Source organism: Ancylobacter sonchi, assembly GCF_018390695.1.
Classification (GTDB): domain Bacteria; phylum Pseudomonadota; class Alphaproteobacteria; order Rhizobiales; family Xanthobacteraceae; genus Ancylobacter; species Ancylobacter sonchi.
In genome coordinates this window covers 702,625-725,397 of sequence record NZ_JAHBGF010000028.1, presented here as the reverse complement: position 1 = coordinate 725,397, position 22,773 = coordinate 702,625, and the positions used below count along the sequence as shown (strand labels likewise).

Here is a 22,773-nt window from a genome sequence, read left to right as displayed (position 1 = left end):
GACCGGAACTGTGGTCTTGGTCAGCATGGTTTCCTCCGGGGTCACGCGGCACGCCGCTTCTTGTCGACGAGGTTGAGGATCATCGGCGTCAGGATCAGCTGCATCGCGATGTCGAGCTTGCCGCCCGGGATCACGATGGAGTTGGCGCGGCTCATCCAGCTGCCCTGGATCATCGAGAGCAGGTAGGGGAAGTCGATGCCGCGCGGCGTCTTGAAGCGGATCACCACGATGGATTCGTCGGCGGTCGGGATCCAGCGGGCGATGAACGGGTTCGAGGTGTCGACCGTCGGCACGCGCTGGAAGTTGATGTCGGTGTGGGTGAACTGCGGGCAGATGAAGTTCACGTAGTCCGGCATACGCCGCAGGATGGTGTCGGTCACCGCCTCCGTCGAATAGCCGCGATGCGAGCGGTCGCGATGGATCTTCTGGATCCACTCGAGGTTGATCACCGGAACCACGCCGATCTTGAGATCGGCATAACGGGCGACGTCGATGTTGCCGCTCACCACCGCGCCGTGCAGGCCTTCATAGAACAGAAGGTCGGTCGGCCGGGGGATGTCCTCCCAGGCGGTGAAGGTGCCGGGCGGTCCGCCATATTCCTCGGCCTCCTTGGCGTCGTGGACATAGTGGCGGGTCTTGCCGGTGCCGGTCTGGGAGTAGGCGCGGAAGGTCTCCTCCAGCTCCTCGAACAGGTTCGAATCCGGCCCGAAATGGCTGTAGTGATGGTTGCCGCGCGAGGCTTCCTCGGCCATGACGCGCTTCATCTCGGCGCGGTCGTAGCGGTGGAAGGCGTCGCCCTCGATATAGGCGGCGTCGACTTCCTCGCGCCGGAAGATCTGCTCGAAGATGCGCCGCACCGAGGTGGTGCCCGCACCGGACGAGCCGGTGACGGAGATGATCGGATGATGGATCGACATTACGTCCCCCTCAGGCGCGCAGCAGGCCGCGCCGTCCGAAGAGCGGCGAGCGTTCGGGAAGCTGGCTGGGATCGCAGTGGTAGCGGGCGATGCGGTCGACTTCCGCCCGCGAACCGAACACCAGCGGGATGCGCTGATGCAGTTCGGAGGGGATGATGTCGAGGATGCGCCGCCGACCGTCGGTGGCACTGCCGCGCGCCTGCTCCATGATGAAGGCGATCGGATTGGCCTCGTAGACCAGCCGCAGCCGGCCGTTCGCGTAACCCTTGCGGGCGTCGCCCGGATAGAGATAGACGCCGCCGCGGGTGAGGATGCGGAACGCCTCGGCGACCATCGAGGCCGTCCAGCGCGTGTTGAAGTCCTTGCCGCGCGGACCCTCGGCACCGGCCTGGCAATCCTCGACATAGTAGCGGATCGCATTGTCCCAATGGCGGGCATTGGAGCCGTTGATGGCGTATTCCGTCGTCTCCGGCGGCACGATGACGCTGTCGCGCACCTTCAGGAACACCGGGTTCCGCAGGACCGGATCCTGCACCTTCACGAAGCGCAGCGAGGCCGGGTCGAGGATGAAGACATGCGTGCCGGCACCGAGCGTGAGCACGAGCGCAACCTGCGGGCCGTAGACCAGGAAGCCGGCGGCGAGCTGCCGGGCACCGGGCTGAAGCAGCGCGTTGGGGCCGGTGAAGGGCAGGATCGAGAAGATCGTGCCGACGGAGATGTTGATGTCGATGTTGGACGAGCCGTCCAGCGGATCGACCGCGACCGCCAGCGTACCGCGCGGGTCGAGAGCGACCGGCTCCGGCAGCTCCTCCGAGCCGAGCACGGCGACCGGCGCCGTGCGAAGCGCGTCCATCACCAGCTGGTCGGCGAGGACGTCGAGTTCCTTCTGGCTGTCGCCATCCTCGTGATAGCCGCGAACCGCGGCCATGGCGCCGGCAAGCGGCCCGGCGGCGATGAGCTCGGATATGGCGATGCCCGCGCCTGCCAGGGCAAGCACCGTCGCTGCGACTCCCTGACGCAAGGAATCGGTCTCGGCCCACCTCTCGAGGTGGTCCTGCAATGTCTCGTGTGTCACGGCGTTTCCCCAGTGCTTGATTTGGTCTTCGGACCTTTGTGGCGTGTCGTTTCCGTATGGCCTTCGAGTGGGGGACCCGAAGCGGCGGACGCCTTTCATTGAGGCTACCTTGCCTGACTTTGCGGCGTAAGGAAATTCGAATATTCTTTTCTAGGTTTTTAGTATTTCTGAGTGCTGGAATACATCATGCGGAATGTCACGCTAAAGCAGCTGCGCGCCCTGGCGGCGGTGATCGACACCGGCACCGTCACCGCCGCGGCGCGTCAGCTCAACGTCACCCCACCGGCGGTCACCATGCAGATCCAGCTTCTGGAGGAGCAGCTCGGCCTGCCGCTGCTGGATCGTGCCGGCGAGCGTTTCCAGCCCAGCGACGCCGGCCGCGAGGTGCTCGCCGCCGTGGCGCGAATCGAGCGGGCGCTCGCCGATTGCGGCGCCTCGCTCGACGCGATGAAGGGGCTGGACGCCGGCCGCGTCTGCGTCGGCATCGTCTCGACCGCCAAGTACTTCGCGCCCAACGCCCTCGGCGTGTTCGCCCGCGCTCATCCCGGCATCGACGTGGCGCTGGTGGTCGGCAATCGCGAAGACATCATCGCCGCGCTGAGGGGCGACGTGATCGACGTCGCGATCATGGGGCGGCCGCCGCTCGACATCGAGGTGGACAAGACGCTGATCGGCCCACACCCCCACGTGATGATCGCGCCGATCGACCATCCGCTGCTCGGGCGTCGAATCGCGCCCGACCTGCTCGCCGGCTCGACCTTCCTGGTCCGCGAGCCGGGTTCGGGCACCCGCACGCTGATGGAGCGATTCTTCCAGGATGCCGGCGTGGTGCCGAAGATCGGCATGGAGATCGGCTCGAACGAGACCATCAAGCAGGCGGTGATGGCCGGGCTCGGGCTTTCCTTCATCTCCGCCCACACCATCGCGGCGGAGGTGGCCGATGGCCGGCTCGCCGTGCTCGACGTGGAGGGCATGCCGGTGGTGCGGCAGTGGTTCGTCGTGAAGCGCTCGGCAAAGCGGCTGACGCCGCCGGCGGCCGCGCTGAACGAATTCCTCTCCGACCGGGGCTCGGAATTCCTGCCGAAGCCGATCAAGCCGGCTATTGCCGGCAGCCGCAAGCCGGCCGAGCCGGTCGACTGACGGGAGCGTGATGGGTGCGGCGCGACGACGCGCCGCACGACCCGGCGGGGACGCGCCTCACGCCACCGATACGGGGTGCAGGCAATCGACGAGATGGCGCGCCATGGCTGCCGCGACGTCGGTCTCGGTGGTCTTCTGCAAGCCCTTCCAGGCCGGCATCGAATTGACCTCCAGCACGGTGAAGCCGCCGCCCGCCTCCTCGATCAGGTCGACGCCGGCATAGTCGGCGCCGACGGCGGCGGTGGCGGCGATGGCGATATCGGCCGCCGGTCCGTCGAGTGGGGCGGGCTCGCCGGCGGCACCCTGGTGGATATTGGTGATCCACCGTTCCGAGCGGCGCACCATCGCGGCGACGGCACGGCCGCCGACGACGAAGACGCGCCAGTCCTGGAACAGGCCGTCGTGGCGGCGCCCCTCGACGAACTCCTGCAGATAATAGACCCCGCCGACCTTTTCCGGCTCCGGCAGGGGCTGGCGCGGCCCGATGCGGCGAAGTCCCTTGCCTTGTGCGCCGAACAGCGGTTTCAGCACGGTGTCGCCGGGCGCAGCGTCGATCAATGCCTGCATCGCCGCCGCGTCCTCGCGCACGAAGGTGCGCGGCGTCGGCAATCCGGCGCGGGCGACGAGGAAGCTGGTCATGCTCTTGTCGACGCAGCGCTCGATGGCGCGGGCGTCGTTCATCACCTTCACGCCGAGTTCGCGCAGCGCATGCAGCACGCCGAGCCGCATGGTGATCTGCTCGGTGCTGCCCTTGGCGATCACCCGCACGAAGGCGGCGGCCGGCAGCTGGCCGTCGAGGCCGGGCAGCAGCAACCCGTGCGGGGTCTCGCCGATGGCGAAGCCGCAATCGTTGAGCGAGAGCACGAGCACCCGCAGGCCCTCGTGCTCCAGCGCGCGACACAGCGTGCGGGTGTGCCAGTCGGCATCCTCGGTGAAGATGACGACCAGATCCCGCGCCACGTCGCTCGTCGCGTCCTGCCCGAAGTTCTGCCCCATCGGCCTCATGCGAAGGAACGCTCCAGGATCTCGTCGTGGAAGGCGCCGAAGGTGAAGCTGCGTCCGGTCTCCAGCGCCGTGACGGTCACGCGGGCCGGGGAGAACAGCATCGGGTCCATGGCGTAGAAGTCGCCCTTATAGGCGGTGAAGATCTCCGCGAAGGTGCGGCCATGGTCGCGCGAGGAGGAGGAGGGCAGGCCTTCCGCCAGCTCGCGCGCCTCGCTTTCCGGCCCGGTGACGAACAGCTGCACGTCGCCGCCATAGAGCGTGGCATCGTTGGTGCGGCCCATGGCGCTGACGAAATCGGGCGCCGGCGGCGGCAGCGGCGAGGAGCCGACTCCGTCCACCACCCGGTCGAGCGGGAAATGCAGCGCATGCGTCTTGTGCAGCGCCACTTCCAGCACGCGCGCCACGATCTGCACCGTGCCGGCGAGGCTGGAGGTCGGGGTGAGGATCAGCGTCAGCCGGTCAGGCGAAATGCCGCACTCCTCGGCGATGCGGGCGACGAGGCTGTCCGGCGGCGTGCGGTCGACCTCCAGCACCAGCGCCGCATGGTCGGCGCTGTCGCGGTAGCCGAGTTCCTCATAGAGCTTCTCCTTGGCCCACAGCGCGCGGCCGGGGCCGGAGCCGAGGGCGAAGAAGTCGCCTTCCGCCAGGCTCCAGCCGGCATATTGGCTGCCGAGGCAGGCGGTGACCGGATCAGCGGTCGTCACCGTGATCATGGTGCCCCAGCGCGGGAACCGCCCGCTGGTGGCGATGCCGACATGGCCGAGGCCGCCGAGGCAGATCTCGGCGATGCGCCGGCCGGCCTCGATGCCGCCGCGCGCGGTGATGCCGCCATCGACGATGCGGGCGCCGCAGGGGCTGCGGCTGACCCCAAGCCTCAGCACCCCGGCGTCGGCGACCAGCGCCTCGACCAGAGGCGCGGACAGCGCGGCTACACTTGGGCGATGCTCGCTCATGTTTCCCTCCCTCTTCGACGGCTGTCCCGCGTGTCCGCCTCAGGCGGCCAGCGAACGGGCGAGCTCGAAGGCATCCTCAAAGCCGATGGTCAAGGCGGTGTCGGTCGCACGCATCCGCTTCAGCAACTCGTGCTGCACCCGATACTTCAGATGGCCGATGGCGAGCGCGCCGATGCCGAGAGCCCCGCCGCCGATCGGCTTGCCGTCGTCGAGCGCATCGATCCCGGCGATGCCCGAGGGCGGCACGGCGTTGACGTCGGCGGCGACCAGAAGGCCATGCGCCTCGGCGAGGTGATCGGGGTTAAGGATCTGCACGCCCGCCTTGCCGCAGGCCAGCACCACCTCGGCTTCCGGCAGCAGCTTGAACTTCTCGGCGTCGTCGCGCGCGACCGCGCTGAGCAGATCGACGTTGAAGCGGACCTTGAAGTCGGCCGCCTTCAGCCGCACCGTGTCGACGTCGCGATGGCTGACGAGCGTAACCTCGGCGCCGGCCTGCGCAGCGATCACCGCGGCGATGCCGCCGACGACGCCGGTGGCGCCGTAGACCTGCACCTTCGCCCCCTTGAGGCCGCCCGGCCGCCGGCCGCGCAGCTTGCGCTCCACCTCGGCGATCATCGCGGCGGCGGTGGTGAAGGAGCCCGCCGGATCGACGAAGACGGAGATCTGGAACGGCGGGAACAGCGCGGAGCGGGCCTCCTTGGCCATGTCCAGCGCCAGGCTGGCGTCCTTGCCGCCGATGAACAGGCCGGTGCGCGAGGCATGGTCCGGCGGACGCGAGAACATCATGTCCTGCGTCAGGTCGACCATCTCCTCCAGCTTCACGCCGGAATAGGGAAGGATCGTCGTGTAGCCGGCATCCACGGCCATGTTCACGTCGAAGGGGCTGACGTGCCGGAGCGGCGAGACGATGTGAAGAATCGGCGCTATGTCCGCCATGGCGTTTCAATCTCCTAGGTGGAATCGGGCCGTTGCGGCCTCTGATCGGGAGAGAAGACTAGCGACGCGGGCTTCCGCCAAACCGCCGCTCCGCGCTGCCCGTGGCAGGCAAGCCGTTCGCTCCGCCTCCGGCATTGCTGCCGCGCCGGCGGTCGAAGGCCAAGGGAGGCGACACGCGGAAACGCGCGCCGGCCTCGATCGTCAGTCGTCCGACCTCGGCCGGTCGACGCCGGCGAGAACGGCATGAGACAGCCATCGCATCACTCGACGATCCGATGGCTCGTATAGCGGCCCGCCTGCACGCCTGCATAGGGCCGGCCGGGAATTCTTCGCATTTCTTCGCACGCCTTGCCGAAATGCCGCAGGTTTTGCACGGGTCCCCCCGGCGACGTGCGGCATTTTCGACCGCGTACGCCCTCGGCGCTGGAGCCGGTCCGGCGGCGGCGTGCCGCGTGGCATGCCGAAGCAGCGGCCCCCGGCCGGCGGCAACCCCGGCAGGGCCCGGACGTCGATGAAAGCAAGGCGCGAACGAGCCATGACAGCGGCGCGCGCCGCTGTGTTCCGACCGGTCTCGTGCGCCGCTTCGAAGGTGAGCGTTGTGTTGTTCACGAGCGTTTCCTCACCTTCATGGTAAAACCAGCCGGCTTTCGCCGACAAGCGGAACCGTGCGGAAGATGATCAGAGCATTTGCGGCGGCGGCCTCTGGCGTGATACCGAATCGGGAAATCGGTTCGCGACAGAACGGGCCACAAAGACCGGGAGGAGAGGCGCGATGGCGATCGATCCTAAAAAGACATTTTCCGACAATGAGATAGTGGAGCGCTTGAAGGCCGATCTCCCGAAGTGGCGACTGGAGGATGGCTGGATCCGGCGCACCTATCGCACGTCGAGCTGGAAGGGCACGCTGATGGTGATCAACGCCGTTGGCCACCTGGCCGAGGCGGCGTGGCACCATCCCGACATCACCGCGTCCTATGCCTGGGTCGAGGTGCGGCTGATGAGCCACGATGCCAAGGGCGTCACGGAGCGCGACTTCCAACTCGCGAAGAAGATTGAGGATTTCATCTCCTGGCGGCCGGGTGCCGTCGAGGGAAGCGCATTGGCGGGGACGCCGGAAGGCGACCTCCGCTTTGCCTACATCAAGCATGATTGAGCGCAGCGATGAGCAGTGAAACGAGCGCGGGTGCTCCGCTAATTGTGAACGACGTGGTCTGCGGCTTCTGCGGGCTCGGTTGTGACGATCTCGTCGTCGAGGTGGCGGGTCGCGAGGTGCGCCCCAAGGCCTCGGTGTGCCCGGAGGCGGCTAGGCTGCTGCGGCGCCTGGATACCGCCGACGAGGCCGGCCCGGCGGCCGATGAGGTGTACGATCGGGCCAGAAGGCTGCTCGACGCGGCGCGCGCGCCGGTCTTCGCCGGCCTCGGCGCCGACATCGACGGCGGGCGGGCGATTCTCGATCTCGCGATCCGTCATGGCGGCGTGCTCGATCATGCCGCCTCGGACGGGTTGTTTGCCAACTATGCGGCGGTTCAGCGCACCGGCTGGCTGTCGACGACGCTGGCGGAGGTCCGCAACCATTGCGACGTGCTGCTGGTGATCGGCGAGGATCCCACGGCGGCCTTCGGGCGCTTCTTCGAGCGGGCGCTGCCGGCCGAGGCGCTGTTCACGGCCTCCCGCCACGTCATCGTGCTCGGCGGCAGTCTCGGGGCCTCGGCCCGGCGGCAGCTCGGCGGGGCGACGGTGACGGAGCTGGCTGCCGACGATCCGGTGGCGGCGCTGGCGGCGCTCGGGCAGATGGTGTCCGGTCCGGCGCCGCGCGGCGCCTCCTTCGGCGGCGCGACGGCGGAGGCTCTCGCCGAGGCGGCAGCGGCGCTGAAGGGCGCCGCCTATGCGGTGGCGGTGTGGAACGCCGCCGCGCTCGATCCGGCCGACCTGATCGCCGAGCGGGCGACGCGACTTGTCGACGCACTGAACGTCACCACCCGGGCCGGGGTGTTCCCGCTCGGCGGGCGCGACAATGTGACCGGCATCAACCAGCTGCTGCTCTGGCGGCTCGGCTACCCGCTGCGCACCGCGATACGCGGCGAGGCGTCCGAACACGACGCTTCGCTTTACGCCACAGGGGCGGCGCTGAAGGACGCCGACCTGCTGGTCTGGGTCTCGGCGTTCCGGCCGGAGCCGCCGCCGGCCTTCGACGGGCCGGTGATCGTCATCGGCCATCCCGATATCGAGTGCGCCACGCCGCCGGATGTGTTCATTCCGGTCGGCACGCCGGGAGTTGACCACGCCGGCACCGTGTTCAGAATGGATTCAATTGTAAGCCTGCCGCTCGGCGCCTTGCGCGTCGCGACGCTCCCCAGCGTCGCCGAGGCTGTGCGCCGGCTGGTGCCCGTCCGCTAGCAGGGGACAGGACCCGGCCGTTCAACCGAGAGCCCCGCTATCCGTCCGGCGTTCGCGCCGGCAGGGCAGGGGTTCCGAGCGGGAGGGGACGACATGCGTATCAGGCTGCGGGGCGGGCGGGTGCTCGACCCGGCGAACCGCGAGAACGCGGTGGCGCGCGACGTCGAGTTCGTCGACGGCCGCGTCGTCGCGCCGACAGGCGAGAGGGCCGACGCGGAATACGAGCTCGGCGGCGCCATCGTCATGGCTGGAGGTATCGACCTGCACAGCCACATTGCCGGCGGCAAGATGAACCTTGCCCGGCTGCTGATGCAGGAAGACCGGCGGGCATATCCCGAGAAGATCCTGCCGCAAATGTCCGGGTCGTTCTGCGGCTGCGGCGGCGGGCGGGCGGTGCCGACCGCCCACGCCACCGGTTGCCGCTATGCCGAGCTTGGCTACACCACCGTCTTCGAGCCGGCAATGCTGGGGGCGAACGCCCGGGCCGCGCATCTGGAGATGGCGGACATCCCCAATCTCGACACCGGCGCCTATCTGGTGCTCGGCAATGACGACTTCATCCTGCGGCAGATCGCGCAGGGCGCGCCGCAGGAAGAAATCAACGCCTATGTCGGCTGGATGCTGAAGGCGACGCAGGCCTTCGCCATCAAGATCGTCAATCCCGGCGGCATCAACGCCTTCAAGTTCAACGCCCGCAAGCTCGACCTCGACGAGGCCAACCCGCATTACGAGGTCACCCCGCGCAAGGTGCTGACCACGCTGATCCGCGCGGTGACCGAACTCGGCGTGCCGCACCCGATCCACCTGCATGGCTGCAATCTCGGCGTGCCCGGCAATGACGAGACGACGCTCGCCACCATCGCCGCCACCGAGGGGCGGCGGCTGCACCTGACGCATCTGCAGTTCCATTCCTACGGCACCGAGGGCGACCGGCGGTTCTCTTCCGCCGCCGCGCGCATCGCCGAGATGGTGAACGCCAATCCGAACATCTCCGTCGATGTCGGGCAGGTGATGTTCGGCCAGACGGTGACGGCGTCGGCCGACTACATGTCGCAATACCGCAACCGTGGTCTTGCGAATCCCAAGAAATCGATCGGCATGGACATCGAGCTCGATGCCGGTTGCGGCGTGGTGCCGTTCGAATACCGCGACAAGAACTTCGTCAACGCGCTGCAATGGGCGATCGGGCTGGAACTGTTCCTGCTGGTCGAGGATCCCTGGCGGATCTTCCTCACCACCGACCATCCCAATGGCGGGCCGTTCACCACCTATCCGCACCTGATCCGGCTGCTGATGGACCGCGATTTCCGGAACGCACAACTCGCCACGCTGAACAAGACGGCGCAGGCGCACACGCTGCTGGGGCAGATCACCCGGGAATATTCGCTGGAGGAGATCGCCATCCTGACGCGGGCGGCGCCGGCGCGCATTCTCGGGCTGGCCGACAAGGGCCACCTGGCGCCGGGCGCGGTGGCCGACATCGCCGTGCATGACGAGAACGCCGACCGCGAGGCGATGTTCTCCAAGGCGAAACTGGTGTTCAAGGACGGCCGGCTGATCGTCCGCGACGGCGAGGTGGTCGATCTCGCGCCGGGCACCACCCATGTGGTGCGCACGGAGTTCGACACCGCCATCGAGGGCAAGCTCGACGCCTGGTTCGACCGGACGGTGGGGCTGAAGGCCAAGCATTTCCGCCTCTCCGACGGCGAATTGCGCGGCGGGCGCGGCCCGACGGTGCTGAACTGCGTGGGAGGTGCGTCGTGATCATCAACGGCGTCGACATCCGCGACAGCTTCGCCGAGGCCTTCCCGATGGTGGGCACAAGGCTGATCATCACCGCCGACACGCCGGACTGGGCGATGACGGCCGGGCGCGTCACCACCGGCTTCGCCACCTCGGTCATCGGCTGCGGCTGCGAGGCAGGGGTGGAGCGGGTCATCCCTCCCGAGGAGACGCCCGACGGGCGGCCGGGGGTGGCGATCCTGATCTTCGCCATGGACTTCAAGAGCCTGAAGACCGTGGTGCCGCTGCGGCTCGGCCAATGCATCCTCACCTGCCCGACCACCGCCTGCTATGCCGGCATCGAGGGCGGCAAGCGGGTGCCGCTGGCCAAGACCATCCGCTACTTTTCCGACGGCTACCAGATCTCCAAGAAGTTCGGCGACGAGCGCTTCTGGCGCCTGCCGGTGATGGATGGCGAGTTCGTCTGCGACGAGGACACCGGCTCGGTGGAAGGCGTCGGCGGCGGCAACATCCTGATCCTCGCCCGCTCGCGGGGGCAGGCGCTGCATGCCGCCGAGCAGGCGGTGAAGGCGATGAGCCAGGTGGAAGGCGTCATCCTGCCGTTCCCCGGCGGCGTGGTGCGCTCCGGCTCCAAGGTCGGCTCGAAATACAAGGCGCTGTTCGCCTCCACCAACGATTCCTACTGCCCGACGCTGCGCGGCGTGGCGGCCGCCTCGGCGCTGCCCGACGAGGTCGGCAGCGTGATGGAGATCGTCATCGACGGGGTGAGCTTCGACGCCGTGGCCGCGGCGACGCGGGCGGGCATCGAGGCGGTGTGCGCGGTCGGCAGCGCCGGCGGCGTGGTGGCCATCGACGCCGGCAATTACGGCGGCAATCTCGGCCCGTTCCACTTCAAGCTGCGCGACATCATGGGAGGCGTGGCATGAGCGTCGTGCTGCGACTGAAGGCGCCGCTTGCCGCGCGGCTCGATCTCGAGGGCGTGACGCCCGCCGCGCTGGCCGGCAAGGCTCTCGCCGAGGTGGAGGCGCTCGCGCTGCCGCATGGCGGGCGCAGCGTGCCGCTCGGCGAATTGTTCGCGGTGCGCGCGGGCGGCGAAGGGCGGCTGGTGATCGAGGGCGGCGACGCCCGGCTCGACGGTGTCGGCGCCGGCCTCGCGGCGGGCGAGATCGTCGTCGAGGGTGACGTCGGCGCCCATGCCGGGCGCGGCCTGGCGGGCGGCCTGCTGCGCATCTCCGGCAATGCCGGCGACGAACTGGCGGCCGGCATGACCGGCGGGCGGATCGAGCTTGCCGGCGATGCCGGCGCGCGGGTCGGCGCGGCGCCTTCCGGCGCGCGGCGCGGCATGGCGGGCGGCGTGGTGGCGATCGGCGGCAGCGCGGGCATCCGCGCCGGCGAACGGCAGCGCGGCGGGCTGATCCTCGTCGGCGGCGACGTCGGCGACGAGGCGGCGACCGACATGATCGCCGGTACGCTGGCGGTGGCCGGCCGGTTCGGCACCGGCACCGGGCGGGGCATGAAGCGCGGCACGCTGCTCGCGCGCGCCGTGCCCGACCTCGCCGAGGGGTTCGCCGACACCGGCACGCACGACCTCGTGGCGCTGCGGCTGATGGCGCGCCGCGTCCCCGATCTCGCCGCGCTGATCGGCTCCGCCGTCACCGCCCGCCGCCTGGTCGGCGACCGGCTGCAGGGCGGGCTGGGCGAGGTGCTGGTCTTCTAGAAAGCCCCGCCGCATCCCCGCGTGACGCCGTGACGCACATCGGCAGAGCCGGCTTACCGAGGGATATGCGGCGAATTGTCAAAGCCTTGCCGGGGTTGTGAGCCATCCTCAGTCTAGGATCGTTCCAGGCAAGACGCTAAGCTTCAACCGGGTCAAGCGCCGCAGCGACGGCGCCGTTCAATGACAAACACTTAGGAAGGACTCCCATGAACCGTCTTCTCGCCGCCGCCGCTCTCCTTGCCCTCGGCTCAACCGCCGCGCTCGCCGATGGCGACGCCACCAAGGGCGCCAACGTGTTCAAGAAATGCATGGCCTGCCATGCCGTCGGCGAGGGCGCCAAGAACAAGGTCGGCCCGGAGCTGAACGGCATCGTCGGCCGCAAGATGGGCGCGGTGGAAGGGTTCAACTATTCCGACACGCTCAAGGAGCACAACGCCAAGGGCGACGTGTGGACCGCCGAGCAGCTGAGCACCTATCTCACCAATCCGCGCCAGAGCATGCCGGGCGTGAAGATGGTGTTCGCCGGCCTGCCGAAGGACGACGACCGCGCCGACCTGATCGCCTATCTCTCGCAGTATGACGAGACCGGCGCCAAGAAGCCGTGATGGTTTAGACCTGATAGATTGGCCCTGATCGGGCAATCCTGATCGGGTTTTCCGATCGGCGGACCCCGCGCCGCCCCGCCAGAAGGGCGGCCGGCGCGGGTCGCGACGTCCCGGCCCCCACGGACCGGGCGAGACAAGGGAGGCGACCGGCAGCCGCATGGCCACAAGGTTTCCGCCAGGGTTTCCCGTTCTGAACCGCCGCGCCGCGCTCGCCTTCGGGGCGTTCGCCGCCGGTGGCGTGCTGGTCGAGGGTGCGATGCCGTTCTGCGGCTGCGCCCTTGCCGCGCCGGACCGGGAGATCACGCTCGGCGAGATCGCGCCCGGCGTGTTCGTCCACCGCGCTCCCTATGAGTTGCTGGCCCCCGACAATGACGGCGCCATCGCCAATGTCGGCCTTGTGGTCGGCACCGAGGCGGCGGCGGTGATCGACACCGGCAACAGCCATATTGCCGGCCAGCGCCTGCGCGAAGCGGTGCGCCGGGTCACCGACCGGCCGCTGCGCTACGTGATCAACACCCACATGCATCCCGACCACGTGCTGGGCAACTCGGCCCTGCAGGGCGAGGGGGTGCGCTTCGTCGGCCACCGCAAGCTGCCGCGCGCGCTCTCGGTGCGGGCCGACACCTATCTCGACCAGGTGAAGCGCCTGCTCGGCCCGGCCGGGGAGGGCACCACCATCGTGCTGCCGGATCTGCTGGTGGAGGATCGGCTGGTGCTCGACCTCGGCGGCCGGGTGCTGGAGCTCGAGGCGCATCCCACCGCGCATACCGACAACGACCTGACGATTCGCGATTCGGCGAGCGACAGCTGGTTCCTCGGCGACCTGCTGTTCGTCGGCCACGTGCCGACTCTCGACGGCAGCCTGAAGGGATGGCTCGGCGTTCTCGACGCGCTGACGGCCCGCAAGGCCGCCCGCGCCGTGCCCGGCCACGGGCCGGCGAGCACCGACTGGCCGGGTGCCGCGACGGCCGAGCGGCGCTATCTGGAGACGCTCGCCGCCGACGTGCGGCGCTTCATCGCAGACGGTGTCCCGATGGGGGAGGCGGCCGAGCGGGCCGGGCTGTCGGAGCGTGATTCCTGGGCGCTTTTCGACGAGTTCAACGCCCGTAACGCCATTGCCGCCTATCACGAATTCGAGTGGGAGTGAGCCGGCGGGGCATGGCCCGCGACCGGTGCGGCGGTGCGGCAGGACGGTGAGGGGAAGGCATTTCGCGGAAATCCAACGAAATCGGCGAAAATTTAAGTATTCCTCTCTGGTATACAGTACATCACTTCGCAGATGCAGCAACGGCTAAGCGCCTGCAGCAATTTCATAATAAGAGAGTTTCGGCGGCGCGGTTCTTATTGCGTGTTGTTCAAAATCGGTCTAGGGTCACCACATCTCCGGCTTCAATGATTTTCGGGGCCCAAAACCTCGAAATTCACTTCGTAGGCCAGCTTGGGGCGAGGCCCCCGTGATTTCCGGCTGTTCTCCCCCCAGCCGGTCGTGACACGCTGTCGGAGATGAACGTGAAAAGAGAATAATAAACCGATCATGGCACGGCTGGATACACAGCCCCCGTGGCCGGAGGAACGCGTTGAGGAGGAGATATACGCATGCGCAAGCTTGCCTGTGCGGCGCTGCTTTTGGGTGTTGCCGTCTATGCTTGGCCTGCCGCGGCCAATGACGGACTGACCAAGATCATTAAGGACCCCAAACAGTGGGGTATCCAGACCGGTGACTACGCCAACACCCGGTATTCCAAGCTCGATCAGATCAACGCCGGCAATGTCGGCAAGATGCAGGTAGCGTGGAGCTTCTCCACCGGCGTGCTGCGCGGCCACGAAGGTGGTCCGCTGGTGATCGGCGACACAATGTATGTGCACACGCCGTTCCCGAACATCGTGTATGCGCTCGACCTCAATAATGACGGCCGGATCATCTGGAAGTACGAACCCAAGCAGGATCCGAACGTCATCCCGGTGATGTGCTGCGATACGGTCAACCGCGGCCTCGCCTATTCCGACGGCATGATCTACCTCCACCAGGCCGACACCACGCTCGTCGCGCTCGACGCCAAGACCGGCGAGAAGAAGTGGTCGGTGCTCAACGGCGATCCCAAGAAGGGCGAGACCAACACCGCCACCGTTCTGCCGGTGAAGGACAAGGTCATCGTCGGTATCTCCGGCGGCGAATTCGGCGTGCGTTGCCACGTCACCGCCTATGACACCAAGACCGGCAAGCAGGTGTGGCGTGGCTATTCGATGGGCCCGGACAGCGATCTGCTGGTCGACCCGGAGAAGACCACCGATCTCGGCAAGCCGATCGGCAAGGATAGTTCGCTGAAGACCTGGGAAGGCGATCAGTGGAAGATCGGCGGCGGCTGTACCTGGGGCTGGTATTCCTACGACCCGGAAACCAACCTCGTCTATTACGGCTCCGGCAACCCCTCGACCTGGAACCCGGCCCAGCGCCCCGGCGACAACAAGTGGTCCATGACCATTTTCGCCCGTGACGCCGACACCGGCATGACCAAGTGGGTCTACCAGATGACCCCCCACGACGAGTGGGACTATGACGGCATCAACGAGATGATCCTCACGGATCAGCAGTTCAACGGTGCCCCGCGCAAGCTGCTGACCCATTTCGACCGCAACGGCTTCGGCTATACGCTGGACCGCGTGTCGGGCGAACTGCTCGTCGCCGAGAAGTATGACCCGGCGGTGAACTGGGCCACCAAGGTCGACATGGACAAGAACAGCAAGACCTTCGGTCGTCCGCTGGTCGTTGCCCAGTATTCGACCCAGCAGAACGGCGAGGACGTGAACACCAAGGGCGTCTGCCCGGCGGCTCTCGGCTCCAAGGACCAGCAGCCGGCGGCCTTCTCGCCCAAGACCAACCTGTTCTACGTGCCGACCAACCACGTCTGCATGGACTACGAGCCGTTCCGCGTCAGCTACACCGCGGGCCAGCCCTATGTCGGTGCGACGCTGTCGATGTTCCCGGCGCCCAACAGCCATGGCGGCATGGGTAACTTCATCGCCTGGGACAACACCAAGGGTAAGATCGTCTGGTCGCTGCCCGAGCCGTTCTCGGTGTGGTCGGGCGCTCTCGCCACCGCCGGCGACGTGGTGTTCTACGGCACGCTGGAAGGCTACCTGAAGGCGGTCGACGCCAAGACGGGCAAGGAACTGTACAAGTTCAAGACCCCGTCGGGCATCATCGGCAACGTCACCACCTACGAGCATGGCGGCAAGCAGTACATCGCCGTCCTCTCGGGTGTTGGCGGCTGGGCGGGCATCGGCCTTGCGGCCGGCCTGACCGACCCGAATGCCGGCCTCGGCGCCGTGGGTGGTTACGCCGCGCTGTCGAACTACACCAACCTCGGCGGCCAGCTCACCGTCTTCGCTCTTCCGAACTGACACCGGGAAGGCGCCGTCCCAGCGGCGGCGCCTTCATCTACCGACGGCATTGGGGGCCTGGCCATCGTCAAGGCGATGAGCCAGGCCCCCGTGTCTCGGGACATCGCGCCTTATGAGAATCTTAGAATCATCCCAGGTCGTGTGCCGGCTGCGCGTCGCCATCGCCATCACGGTGCATTCCGACCCTCAATTCTGGCCTGGTGCCTTCGGGAGTGACCCCATGACGAATTCCGCTTACGGACGGTCGAACCTCAGCCCGGCGCCCCGGCGCGCCGCGGGGCGTACGCCGTCCGCGTTGCTGGCCATCGCTCCGCTGGTCATGTGCCTCGCCGTCCTGCCCGTCGCCGCGATGGCGCAGGAGCAGCCCGCCGTTCCGAACACGATGGGCACCGCGCCCGACGGGTCGAAGACCCATGGCGGCCAGGAAGCGAGCAAGGACGATCTCGGCAAGTACACGCTGCCCGACGGCACGCCGACCTACCGCATCGCTCCCGACGGCACGATGGACTGGTTCACCTATTCCGGCTACCGCCGCTATCACGCCGAGTGCCATGTCTGCCACGGCCCGGACGGCATGGGCTCGACCTATGCGCCGGCGCTCGCCAACTCCCTGAAGACGCTCACCTATGAGCAGTTCATGGAGACGGTGGTGAACGGCAAGAAGACGATCGGCGTCGGCACGGCCGACCAGGTGATGCCGGCCTTCGGCGAGAACCTGAACGTCATGTGCTACATGGACGACCTCTACGTCTACCTCAAGGCCCGCGCCGACGGCGCGCTCGACCGCACGCGCCCCAGCAAGCGCGAGGACAAGACGAAAGAGTACGGCGCCAATGAGAACCAGTGCTTCGGCCGGAAATAGCCGGATGGGCCGGCTTGGCGGGATGACCCGCCCCGCCGGTCCGCGGGCGGCGGCGTTCGCCGGGCTCGTCGTCGCGGCGCTGCTGCCGGCGGCGACCGGGCCGGCGTCGGCGCAGGTCTCCGACCTCGTCGACCGCTCGACGCTGCGCGTCTGCGCCGACCCCGCCAACATGCCCTTCACCGACGAGAAGGGCGACGGGTTCGAGAACCGCATCGCCGACCTGCTCGCCAAGAAGCTCAACGTGCCGCTGGACTACACCTGGTTCCCGCAGGCGACCGGCTTCTACCGCATGACGCTCGGCTCCAAGCGCTGCGACATCGTCATGGGCTATGTCGCGGGCGGCGATCCGGTGCTGAACACCAACCCCTATTACAAGTCCGCCTGGGTGCTGATCTCCCGCAAGGACGGGCCGCTCGACGGGGTGGAGTCGCTGGCCGACCCACGCCTCAAGGGCCTGCATATCGGCATCGTCGCCGGCTCGCCGCCGGGCGATCACCTGCAGCGCAACGGGCTGATGGGCTTTGCCCGTCCCTATGCGCTGATGGTCGACCGCCGCTACGAGAGCCCGGCCGAGCAGATGATCGCCGACATCAATGCCGGCACCATCGACGCCGGCATCCTGTGGGGACCGATCGGTGGCTATTACGCCCGCCGTTCCGAGTCGCCGCTCTCGGTGGTGCCGCTCACCAAGGAACGCGGCGATCCGCAGATGACCTACCGCATCACCTTCGGCATCCGTCCCGGCGAACTGAACTGGAAGCACCAGCTCAACGAGTTCATCGCCAGCGAGCAGCCGGAGATCAATCGCATTCTGTTGGATTTCGGCGTGCCGCTGCTCGACGAGCGCAACCAGCCGATCGAGGCGGGCAAATGACCGCGCGCGCGGTCCCGCGGGAGGCGCCGTCCCGCAGGGCGGTGGCGCTCGCCGACCGCCTGTTGCCCCGCTCGCCCATGGTGCGTCTCGCCTGGCTCGGCATGGCCGGGCTGGCAGTGGCACTCATCGCCTTCACCCCTGCGAGGGCGCAGAACCCGGCCGGCGGCTCGACGCCGGCGGCCGGACAGGCGCAGCCGGCCGTCGCCGAGCCGGAAGGCTACCGCATGGACGGCTTTCGCGCGCCGACCCCGGCGACGCTGAAGGGCGCCCGGGTGATCGACACCGGCGAGGCGGAACGGCTGTGGCGCGCCAAGGCGGCGCTGTTCGTCGACGTGCTGCCGCGCGACGTGAAGCCGGCCAACCTCGCCCCCGGCACCATCTGGCGCGACAAGCCGCGCGACCATCTGCCCGGCAGCACCTGGCTGCCCAATGTCGGCTACGGCACGCTCAGCGAACCGATGGACGGCTATTTCCGCCGCAGCCTCGAGGTGCTGACCGAGGGCCGGCGCGATGCGCCGCTGGCATTCTACTGCCTCACCGATTGCTGGATGTCGTGGAACGCCGCCAAGCGGGCCATGGCCTATGGCTATACCGACGTCGCCTGGTATCCGCAGGGCAGCGATGGCTGGGCCAAGGCCGGCCTGCCGCTGGAGCCCGCCACGCCACGCGAGTGAGCCGGGCCGTGGCCTGAGGTTACGGCTGAACACCGAAGCGCCCGAGCGCGTTCCCGGCGACGGCGCCAATCCCTCGCCTCCATCCATTGCCGCGCCGCGCGGGACCACCGGAGCGCACCGGTCGCGCCCCACATCGGGCAGGCGCTGTTCATCCGCCCGCGTCGCGGTAGAATTGGCAAGACGGGGGAGGGGCATATGGACCGGCATCTCGGCCGCCGTGTCGTGTACTGGGTGGCGCAGCATTGGGTCGCCGGCGCCGGCTTCATGGCGGCGGCGGTGCTGGTGCTGGTGCCGATGCTGGCGCGGGTGCTCGACCTGCCGCTGCTGCTGATCCTGCTGCACAGCCCGGTCTACATGGTGCATCAGGTGGAAGAGCACACCGGCGACCGCTTCCGCCGCTTCGTCAACGGGCGGCTGCTGCACGGCCGCGACGGGCTGAGCGTGGCGACGGTGCTGGTGGTCAACCTGCCGCTGGTCTGGGGGCTGAACCTCGCCGCCTTCTACGCCGCTCTGCTGTGCGGGCCGGCGGCCGGGCTGGTGGCGCCCTATGCGGCGCTGGTCAACGCCGCGATCCATGTGGTCGGGGCGGTGAAGCTGCGGGCCTACAATCCCGGCCTGATCACCAGCCTGCTGCTGTTCGTTCCGCTCGGCCTCGTCACGCTGGCGCTCGTCGACGCGCCTGCGGGCGCGCATCTGACAGGGCTCGCACTCGCCGTGCTGCTGCACCTGCTGATCGTGCTCCATGTGGGCTGGCGGCTCGCCACCCGCCGGGACCGGACCGTCTCCGGCTGACCGGCGAGGGGCGAGCGTCGCGGCTCCCGGCTCAGTCCATCTGCGCCCGGATCGCGCGGGCGAGCGCGAAGGCGCGCTGCTCGAGAATCACCGGGCTCTCGCACACCGCGTTCACCGCCTGGGCGCGGGTGTCATAGATGCGGGTGTCCCAGAGCAACTGCTTCTCGGCATCGGCCGCCTTGGTCTTGTCGGCGTCGGTGCTGGCCGCCTTCTTCAGCTTCGCCACTTCGAGGCTCTCGGCGCGGATGCGGTCGGACAGGCCGATCTGGTGCTTCGAATAGCGCTCGATGCCGGTGAGGATGCGCGTGCGCAGGCCGTTGATCTGGTCGAACACGCCGGCGAACAGCAAGGTGAGGCGCTTGTTCTTGTCCGCGCCGGCCTGGCGGGCAAAGTCCTCGACCCGCGTGCCGGCTTCCTCGATCGGCGTGCGACGGGCGGCGAGCACCGGCACCAGATCGGCGACGGCGGCGTCGTCGCGCCAGGCGAGGCCGTCGATCGGCGGGCCGTCCCACATCTGCGCCGCGGCGAGGTTGTCGACGCGCGGCTGGATGCAGGGCCACAGCCCGCCGGCAGGGCTGGCGGCCTCGGCGATGGGTGCCGCGATCAGGAGCGCGGCCAAGAGACCGGTCACCAGACCGGCGCGCAGCGGCGCGGCAGCGCGCCCCGCCAGGGTCAGGGGGTAGAAGGGCATAGGCGTCTCCCGGGCATTCGTTCTTGTCATTTGACCGCTTCCGGCCCGCCGCGGCGGCCCATCAGTCCGGCGGAAGGATCATAGGCGACAATGGCGGCGCAGAGGAATGCGACCGCACAGCCCGCCACAACCATCGCCGAGAATGGATCGAACTGGCCGTACAGCGCGAAGCGGATCAGCTCCACCGCATAGGTGAACGGGTTGAGCAGGCAGATGTAGTAGAGCGGCAGGCTGCTCTCCTGCACCTTCCACAGAGGGTAGAGCGCCGAGGAGGTGAAGAACATCGGGAAGATGACGAAGTTCATCACGCTGGCGAAGTTCTCCAGCTGCCGGAACAGCGAGGACATTAACAGTCCCATGGCGCCGAGCATCAGCCCGGACAGCAGCAGCGCCGGCAGCACGGTGAGATAGCCGATGGGCGGCGCCTCCACCTCCCAGAACCAGGCGATGGCGAGGAAGGCATAGACCTGCAGCAAAGAGACGCAGATGCCAGCCACCAGCTTCGACAGCAGCAGGTACCAGCGCGGATAGGGGCTGACCAGCAGGATGCGCATCGCCCCGACCTCGCGGTCATAGACCATCGACAGCGAGGATTGCAGGCCGTTGAACAGCTGGATCATCGCCACCAGGCCGGGCGCCACATAGACCTCGTAGAGGATGTAGGTCTCGTAGGGCGGGATGATCGACACGCCCAGTACCGAGCGGAAGCCGGCGGCGAAGATGAACAGCCACACCAGCGGGCGCACCAGCGCCGATAGGAAGCGGCCGCGCTGGCCCATGAAGCGCAGCGCCTCGCGCCAGCAGATGCCGGCCATGCAGACGACATAGCCGGAGAGCGGCAGGCGGGCGGGATGCCGCGCCGGGGAAGCGGCGGCGCCAGCGGCGGACGGGGAGGGAGACGGTGTCATGTTCATCATCCCTCCTCGCCGCGCGGCCCGCTGGCCTCCGCCGCGCCGGTGAGCGCGAGGAAGGCGGCGGAGATGTCGGCGGCGTGGCCGGCGGCCAGTACGTCGGGCAGCGAGCCCTGCGCCTGGATTCGCCCCTTGTGCAGCACCACGATGCGGTCGCTCGCCTCGATCTCTTCGATGATGTGGGTGGCCCACAGCACGCCGATGCCCTCGCGCGCGATCAGCCGGCGTACCTCGGCGAGCAGGGCCGCGCGGGAACCGATATCCAGTCCCACCGTCGGCTCGTCGAGCAGCAGCAATTCGGGCCCGTGCATCAGCGCGCGGGCGATCTCGACCCGGCGCATCTGGCCGCCGGAGAGCTGGCGCACCTTGTCCTTGGCCCGGTCGGCGAGGCCGACGCTCTCCAGCACCTCCAGCGCCCGCGCCCGCGCCCGGCGAAAGCCGATGCCGTGCAGGGTGGCGTGATAGACGAGGTTCTGCATCACCGTGAGGTCGAGATCGAGGGTGCGGGCCTGGAACACCACGCCGAGCCGCGACAGCGCGGCGGCCGGCTCGCGGCGCACATCGTGGCCGAGCACGCGGATCGAGCCGCTGCGATTGTCGTAGAGCCGGGTGACCAGCGAGAACAGCGTGGTCTTGCCGGCGCCGTTCGGCCCCAGAAGCGCGGTGAAGCTGCCGCGCGGGACGGTGAGGCTGACATCGTCCAGCGCCTTGCGGGCGCCGAAGGCGTGGGTGACGCCATCGATGGCGAGGGCAGGGGCCGGGTCGACGGCGGGCGTCTCCGGGGAAGCGATGGCGGCGAGGTCGATCGGCATCATTCCGGCATTCCGCAGCGGAAGAGGGCGTTGCACCAAACTATCATCCCCGGCGCAGGGCCGGGGATGGAAAGGGGCGGTGGGATGAGGCGGGGACTTAATTCCGGGGGCAGCGGCCTTTTCCTCTCCTCTCCCCATCGGGGGAGGCGGTCAGCGGAGCGGTTCGGTGAGCGGCAACGACATTGCGGAGCGATGGAGCGCCCACACCAGCCCTCTCCGTGTTTACGGCACCATCACGACGCCCCAGGGCGAGCGGCCGACGGCCACCGACTTCGTCACCTTCTCGGCGCCGACATCGATGATCGAGACGTCGTTGGAATTGCCGTTGGTGGACAGGATCAGCTTCTCGTCGGGCGTGAAGCCGAGCTGCCAGACCCGCTGGCCGACCAGCAGATACTTCTCCACCTCCAGCGTCTTGGTGTCGACGATGGCGACGCGGTTGGCCGGGCCGAGCGCCACGAAGGCCTTCGAGCCGTCCTTGGTGATGCGGATGCCGACCGGCTGGATGGCGTCCTTGTTCACGCCGGGGATCTCGAAGCCGATCTTCTTGATGATCTTCCATTTGTCCTTGGGGTCGATCACCGCCACCGTGCCGCCGACCTCGGCCGAGACCCAGAGCTGCGTGCCGTCATGGTTGAACTGGGCAACGCGCGGGCGCGAATCCACCAGGATGTTCTCGATCACCTCATTGGTCGCGGTGTCGATGACATGCGCCATGTTGGTGGTCTCGGAGGTGTTGACGAGATACTTGCCGTCCGGCGAGACGCCCATGCCCTCCGGCTCGACGCCGACCGGGATCTCGGCGACCAGCTCGTTGTTCTCGACATTCACCGCCGTGACCATGTTGTCGTCTTCATTGGCGATGTAGAGCGGGTTGCCGGAGGGGGCGAGCACGAACAGCTCCGGGTCCGGGCCGGAGCGCAGCGTCTTCACCAGCTTGAAGGTCTTGGAATCATAGACCTCGACGCGGTTGTCGTCGGAGGCGGCGACATAGATGAGCTTGCCGTCCGGGCTCGCGGTGATGCCGCGCGGACGGCGGCCGGTCTTCACCGTCTCGATCACCTTCAGGCTGTCGAGATCGACGACGCTCATGGTGTGGTCGCGCTCATTGGTGACGAAGGCACGCACCTGCGCCTGCGCCGGCAGCGTCTCCGCCATCACCATCAGGCCCGCGGTGGCGGCGAGGCCGGCGCTCAGCAAGATACGGCGTGTCATCGTTTCCTCCTTGGCAGCGGCGCTCTCGGTTGGCGCCTCGTCCTGCGGCTTC

22 protein-coding genes are annotated in these 22,773 nt (G+C 68.2%); 13 read left to right on the top strand and 9 right to left on the bottom strand.

The annotated features are described in order from the left end of the window. Positions 1-41: 41 nt before the first annotated feature. Both KHC28_RS18750 and KHC28_RS18745 read right to left on the bottom strand, forming a co-directional pair. Entirely contained in the window at positions 42-917 is an 876-nt protein-coding gene (locus tag KHC28_RS18750; RefSeq protein WP_214009825.1) for a phosphoribulokinase, read from the bottom strand. A gap of 10 nt (positions 918-927) precedes the next feature. Continuing rightward, complete coding sequence (locus KHC28_RS18745) at positions 928-1,992, bottom strand: class 1 fructose-bisphosphatase (protein WP_312893255.1); 1,065 nt, start codon at positions 1,990-1,992, stop codon at positions 928-930. Between the two features lie 186 nt (positions 1,993-2,178). Between KHC28_RS18745 and KHC28_RS18740 the strand changes: the two genes are divergently transcribed. Next, positions 2,179-3,132 carry a LysR family transcriptional regulator gene (locus KHC28_RS18740; RefSeq protein WP_214009823.1) on the top strand — a complete coding sequence of 318 codons (954 nt, stop codon included), beginning with the start codon at positions 2,179-2,181 and terminating at the stop codon, positions 3,130-3,132. 57 nt (positions 3,133-3,189) lie between these two features. On the opposite strand, the gene KHC28_RS18735 is transcribed toward KHC28_RS18740, so the two are convergent. From KHC28_RS18735 to KHC28_RS18725, 3 genes are read right to left on the bottom strand one after another with little or no spacing between them, the layout of a single operon-like run. Next, a complete protein-coding gene (locus tag KHC28_RS18735; protein ID WP_246564955.1) occupies positions 3,190-4,137 on the bottom strand; it encodes a RimK family alpha-L-glutamate ligase in 948 nt (315 codons plus the stop codon). Further along, the gene (gene mch / locus KHC28_RS18730; protein ID WP_214009822.1) at positions 4,134-5,090 is read right to left on the bottom strand and encodes a methenyltetrahydromethanopterin cyclohydrolase; all 957 of its coding nucleotides are present in this window, start codon (positions 5,088-5,090) and stop codon (positions 4,134-4,136) included. The genes KHC28_RS18735 and mch overlap by 4 nt, the downstream gene beginning before the upstream one ends. 39 nt (positions 5,091-5,129) lie before the next feature. Then, positions 5,130-6,026 (bottom strand): NAD(P)-dependent methylenetetrahydromethanopterin dehydrogenase, encoded by an 897-nt coding sequence (locus KHC28_RS18725; protein ID WP_214009821.1) that lies wholly within the window; start codon positions 6,024-6,026, stop codon positions 5,130-5,132. 772 nt (positions 6,027-6,798) lie between these two features. On the opposite strand from KHC28_RS18725, the gene KHC28_RS18720 reads away from it, so the two are divergent. The 12 genes from KHC28_RS18720 to KHC28_RS18665 all read left to right on the top strand — a co-directional run bounded on the left by KHC28_RS18720 (position 6,799) and on the right by KHC28_RS18665 (position 19,092). Further along, positions 6,799-7,179: a 4a-hydroxytetrahydrobiopterin dehydratase gene (locus tag KHC28_RS18720; RefSeq protein WP_214009820.1), complete on the top strand. Its 381-nt coding sequence runs from the start codon at positions 6,799-6,801 to the stop codon at positions 7,177-7,179. 8 nt (positions 7,180-7,187) lie between these two features. After that, positions 7,188-8,423 (top strand): molybdopterin-binding domain-containing protein, encoded by a 1,236-nt coding sequence (locus KHC28_RS18715; protein WP_214009819.1) that lies wholly within the window; start codon positions 7,188-7,190, stop codon positions 8,421-8,423. Between the two features lie 93 nt (positions 8,424-8,516). After that, positions 8,517-10,187 carry a formylmethanofuran dehydrogenase subunit A gene (locus KHC28_RS18710; RefSeq protein WP_214009818.1) on the top strand — a complete coding sequence of 557 codons (1,671 nt, stop codon included), beginning with the start codon at positions 8,517-8,519 and terminating at the stop codon, positions 10,185-10,187. Continuing rightward, the gene (gene fhcD, locus KHC28_RS18705; RefSeq protein ID WP_214009817.1) at positions 10,184-11,092 is read left to right on the top strand and encodes a formylmethanofuran--tetrahydromethanopterin N-formyltransferase; all 909 of its coding nucleotides are present in this window, start codon (positions 10,184-10,186) and stop codon (positions 11,090-11,092) included. The genes KHC28_RS18710 and fhcD overlap by 4 nt, the downstream gene beginning before the upstream one ends. Next, complete coding sequence (locus tag KHC28_RS18700; protein ID WP_214009816.1) at positions 11,089-11,883, top strand: formylmethanofuran dehydrogenase subunit C; 795 nt, start codon at positions 11,089-11,091, stop codon at positions 11,881-11,883. The genes fhcD and KHC28_RS18700 overlap by 4 nt, the downstream gene beginning before the upstream one ends. Positions 11,884-12,089: 206 nt before the next feature. After that, complete coding sequence (locus KHC28_RS18695) at positions 12,090-12,488, top strand: c-type cytochrome (protein WP_214009815.1); 399 nt, start codon at positions 12,090-12,092, stop codon at positions 12,486-12,488. A gap of 157 nt (positions 12,489-12,645) precedes the next feature. Then, the gene (locus tag KHC28_RS18690) at positions 12,646-13,635 is read left to right on the top strand and encodes a quinoprotein relay system zinc metallohydrolase 2 (RefSeq protein WP_376772751.1); all 990 of its coding nucleotides are present in this window, start codon (positions 12,646-12,648) and stop codon (positions 13,633-13,635) included. Positions 13,636-14,084: 449 nt separating this feature from the next. Then, a complete protein-coding gene (gene xoxF5 / locus KHC28_RS18685; RefSeq protein ID WP_214009814.1) occupies positions 14,085-15,890 on the top strand; it encodes a lanthanide-dependent methanol dehydrogenase XoxF5 in 1,806 nt (601 codons plus the stop codon). A gap of 382 nt (positions 15,891-16,272) precedes the next feature. Beyond that, positions 16,273-16,752 carry a c-type cytochrome, methanol metabolism-related gene (locus KHC28_RS18680; protein WP_246565015.1) on the top strand — a complete coding sequence of 160 codons (480 nt, stop codon included), beginning with the start codon at positions 16,273-16,275 and terminating at the stop codon, positions 16,750-16,752. 22 nt (positions 16,753-16,774) lie between these two features. Then, on the top strand, positions 16,775-17,626 hold the full coding sequence (locus KHC28_RS18675) for a substrate-binding domain-containing protein (RefSeq protein ID WP_214009813.1): 852 nt from the start codon (positions 16,775-16,777) through the stop codon (positions 17,624-17,626). A gap of 77 nt (positions 17,627-17,703) precedes the next feature. Next, a complete protein-coding gene (locus tag KHC28_RS18670; protein WP_214009999.1) occupies positions 17,704-18,300 on the top strand; it encodes a PQQ-dependent catabolism-associated CXXCW motif protein in 597 nt (198 codons plus the stop codon). 195 nt (positions 18,301-18,495) lie between these two features. Further along, positions 18,496-19,092 (top strand): HXXEE domain-containing protein, encoded by a 597-nt coding sequence (locus KHC28_RS18665; protein ID WP_214009812.1) that lies wholly within the window; start codon positions 18,496-18,498, stop codon positions 19,090-19,092. A gap of 31 nt (positions 19,093-19,123) precedes the next feature. On the opposite strand, the gene KHC28_RS18660 is transcribed toward KHC28_RS18665, so the two are convergent. The 4 genes from KHC28_RS18660 to KHC28_RS18645 all read right to left on the bottom strand — a co-directional run bounded on the left by KHC28_RS18660 (position 19,124) and on the right by KHC28_RS18645 (position 22,721). After that, positions 19,124-19,783: a hypothetical protein gene (locus tag KHC28_RS18660; RefSeq protein WP_246564954.1), complete on the bottom strand. Its 660-nt coding sequence runs from the start codon at positions 19,781-19,783 to the stop codon at positions 19,124-19,126. Positions 19,784-19,809: 26 nt separating this feature from the next. Next, entirely contained in the window at positions 19,810-20,691 is an 882-nt protein-coding gene (pedC, locus tag KHC28_RS18655) for a lanthanide ABC transporter permease protein PedC (RefSeq protein ID WP_214009811.1), read from the bottom strand. Between the two features lie 5 nt (positions 20,692-20,696). Continuing rightward, entirely contained in the window at positions 20,697-21,509 is an 813-nt protein-coding gene (pedB, locus tag KHC28_RS18650) for a lanthanide ABC transporter ATP-binding protein PedB/LutE (protein WP_376772750.1), read from the bottom strand. Between the two features lie 219 nt (positions 21,510-21,728). Further along, on the bottom strand, positions 21,729-22,721 hold the full coding sequence (locus KHC28_RS18645; RefSeq protein ID WP_214009810.1) for a PQQ-dependent catabolism-associated beta-propeller protein: 993 nt from the start codon (positions 22,719-22,721) through the stop codon (positions 21,729-21,731). Between the last annotated feature and the right edge of the window lie 52 nt (positions 22,722-22,773).

Excerpts from the sequence above, each read along its gene's own strand:
- pedB (WP_376772750.1), bottom strand. The coding sequence starts at position 21,509 with ATGATGCCGATCGACCTCGCCGCCATCGCTTCCCCGGAGACGCCCGCC.
- KHC28_RS18750 (WP_214009825.1), bottom strand. The coding sequence starts at position 917 with ATGTCGATCCATCATCCGATCATCTCCGTCACCGGCTCGTCCGGTGCG.
- KHC28_RS18735 (WP_246564955.1), bottom strand. The coding sequence starts at position 4,137 with ATGAGGCCGATGGGGCAGAACTTCGGGCAGGACGCGACGAGCGACGTG.
- KHC28_RS18670 (WP_214009999.1), top strand. The coding sequence starts at position 17,704 with ATGGTGCGTCTCGCCTGGCTCGGCATGGCCGGGCTGGCAGTGGCACTC.
- xoxF5 (WP_214009814.1), top strand. The coding sequence starts at position 14,085 with ATGCGCAAGCTTGCCTGTGCGGCGCTGCTTTTGGGTGTTGCCGTCTAT.
- KHC28_RS18695 (WP_214009815.1), top strand. The coding sequence starts at position 12,090 with ATGAACCGTCTTCTCGCCGCCGCCGCTCTCCTTGCCCTCGGCTCAACC.
- KHC28_RS18715 (WP_214009819.1), top strand. The coding sequence starts at position 7,188 with ATGAGCAGTGAAACGAGCGCGGGTGCTCCGCTAATTGTGAACGACGTG.
- pedC (WP_214009811.1), bottom strand. The coding sequence starts at position 20,691 with ATGACACCGTCTCCCTCCCCGTCCGCCGCTGGCGCCGCCGCTTCCCCG.
- KHC28_RS18720 (WP_214009820.1), top strand. The coding sequence starts at position 6,799 with ATGGCGATCGATCCTAAAAAGACATTTTCCGACAATGAGATAGTGGAG.
- KHC28_RS18710 (WP_214009818.1), top strand. The coding sequence starts at position 8,517 with ATGCGTATCAGGCTGCGGGGCGGGCGGGTGCTCGACCCGGCGAACCGC.
- KHC28_RS18740 (WP_214009823.1), top strand. The coding sequence starts at position 2,179 with ATGCGGAATGTCACGCTAAAGCAGCTGCGCGCCCTGGCGGCGGTGATC.
- KHC28_RS18700 (WP_214009816.1), top strand. The coding sequence starts at position 11,089 with ATGAGCGTCGTGCTGCGACTGAAGGCGCCGCTTGCCGCGCGGCTCGAT.
- mch (WP_214009822.1), bottom strand. The coding sequence starts at position 5,090 with ATGAGCGAGCATCGCCCAAGTGTAGCCGCGCTGTCCGCGCCTCTGGTC.
- KHC28_RS18645 (WP_214009810.1), bottom strand. The coding sequence starts at position 22,721 with ATGACACGCCGTATCTTGCTGAGCGCCGGCCTCGCCGCCACCGCGGGC.
- KHC28_RS18725 (WP_214009821.1), bottom strand. The coding sequence starts at position 6,026 with ATGGCGGACATAGCGCCGATTCTTCACATCGTCTCGCCGCTCCGGCAC.
- KHC28_RS18665 (WP_214009812.1), top strand. The coding sequence starts at position 18,496 with ATGGACCGGCATCTCGGCCGCCGTGTCGTGTACTGGGTGGCGCAGCAT.
- KHC28_RS18680 (WP_246565015.1), top strand. The coding sequence starts at position 16,273 with ATGGGCACCGCGCCCGACGGGTCGAAGACCCATGGCGGCCAGGAAGCG.
- KHC28_RS18660 (WP_246564954.1), bottom strand. The coding sequence starts at position 19,783 with ATGCCCTTCTACCCCCTGACCCTGGCGGGGCGCGCTGCCGCGCCGCTG.
- KHC28_RS18690 (WP_376772751.1), top strand. The coding sequence starts at position 12,646 with ATGGCCACAAGGTTTCCGCCAGGGTTTCCCGTTCTGAACCGCCGCGCC.
- KHC28_RS18675 (WP_214009813.1), top strand. The coding sequence starts at position 16,775 with ATGACCCGCCCCGCCGGTCCGCGGGCGGCGGCGTTCGCCGGGCTCGTC.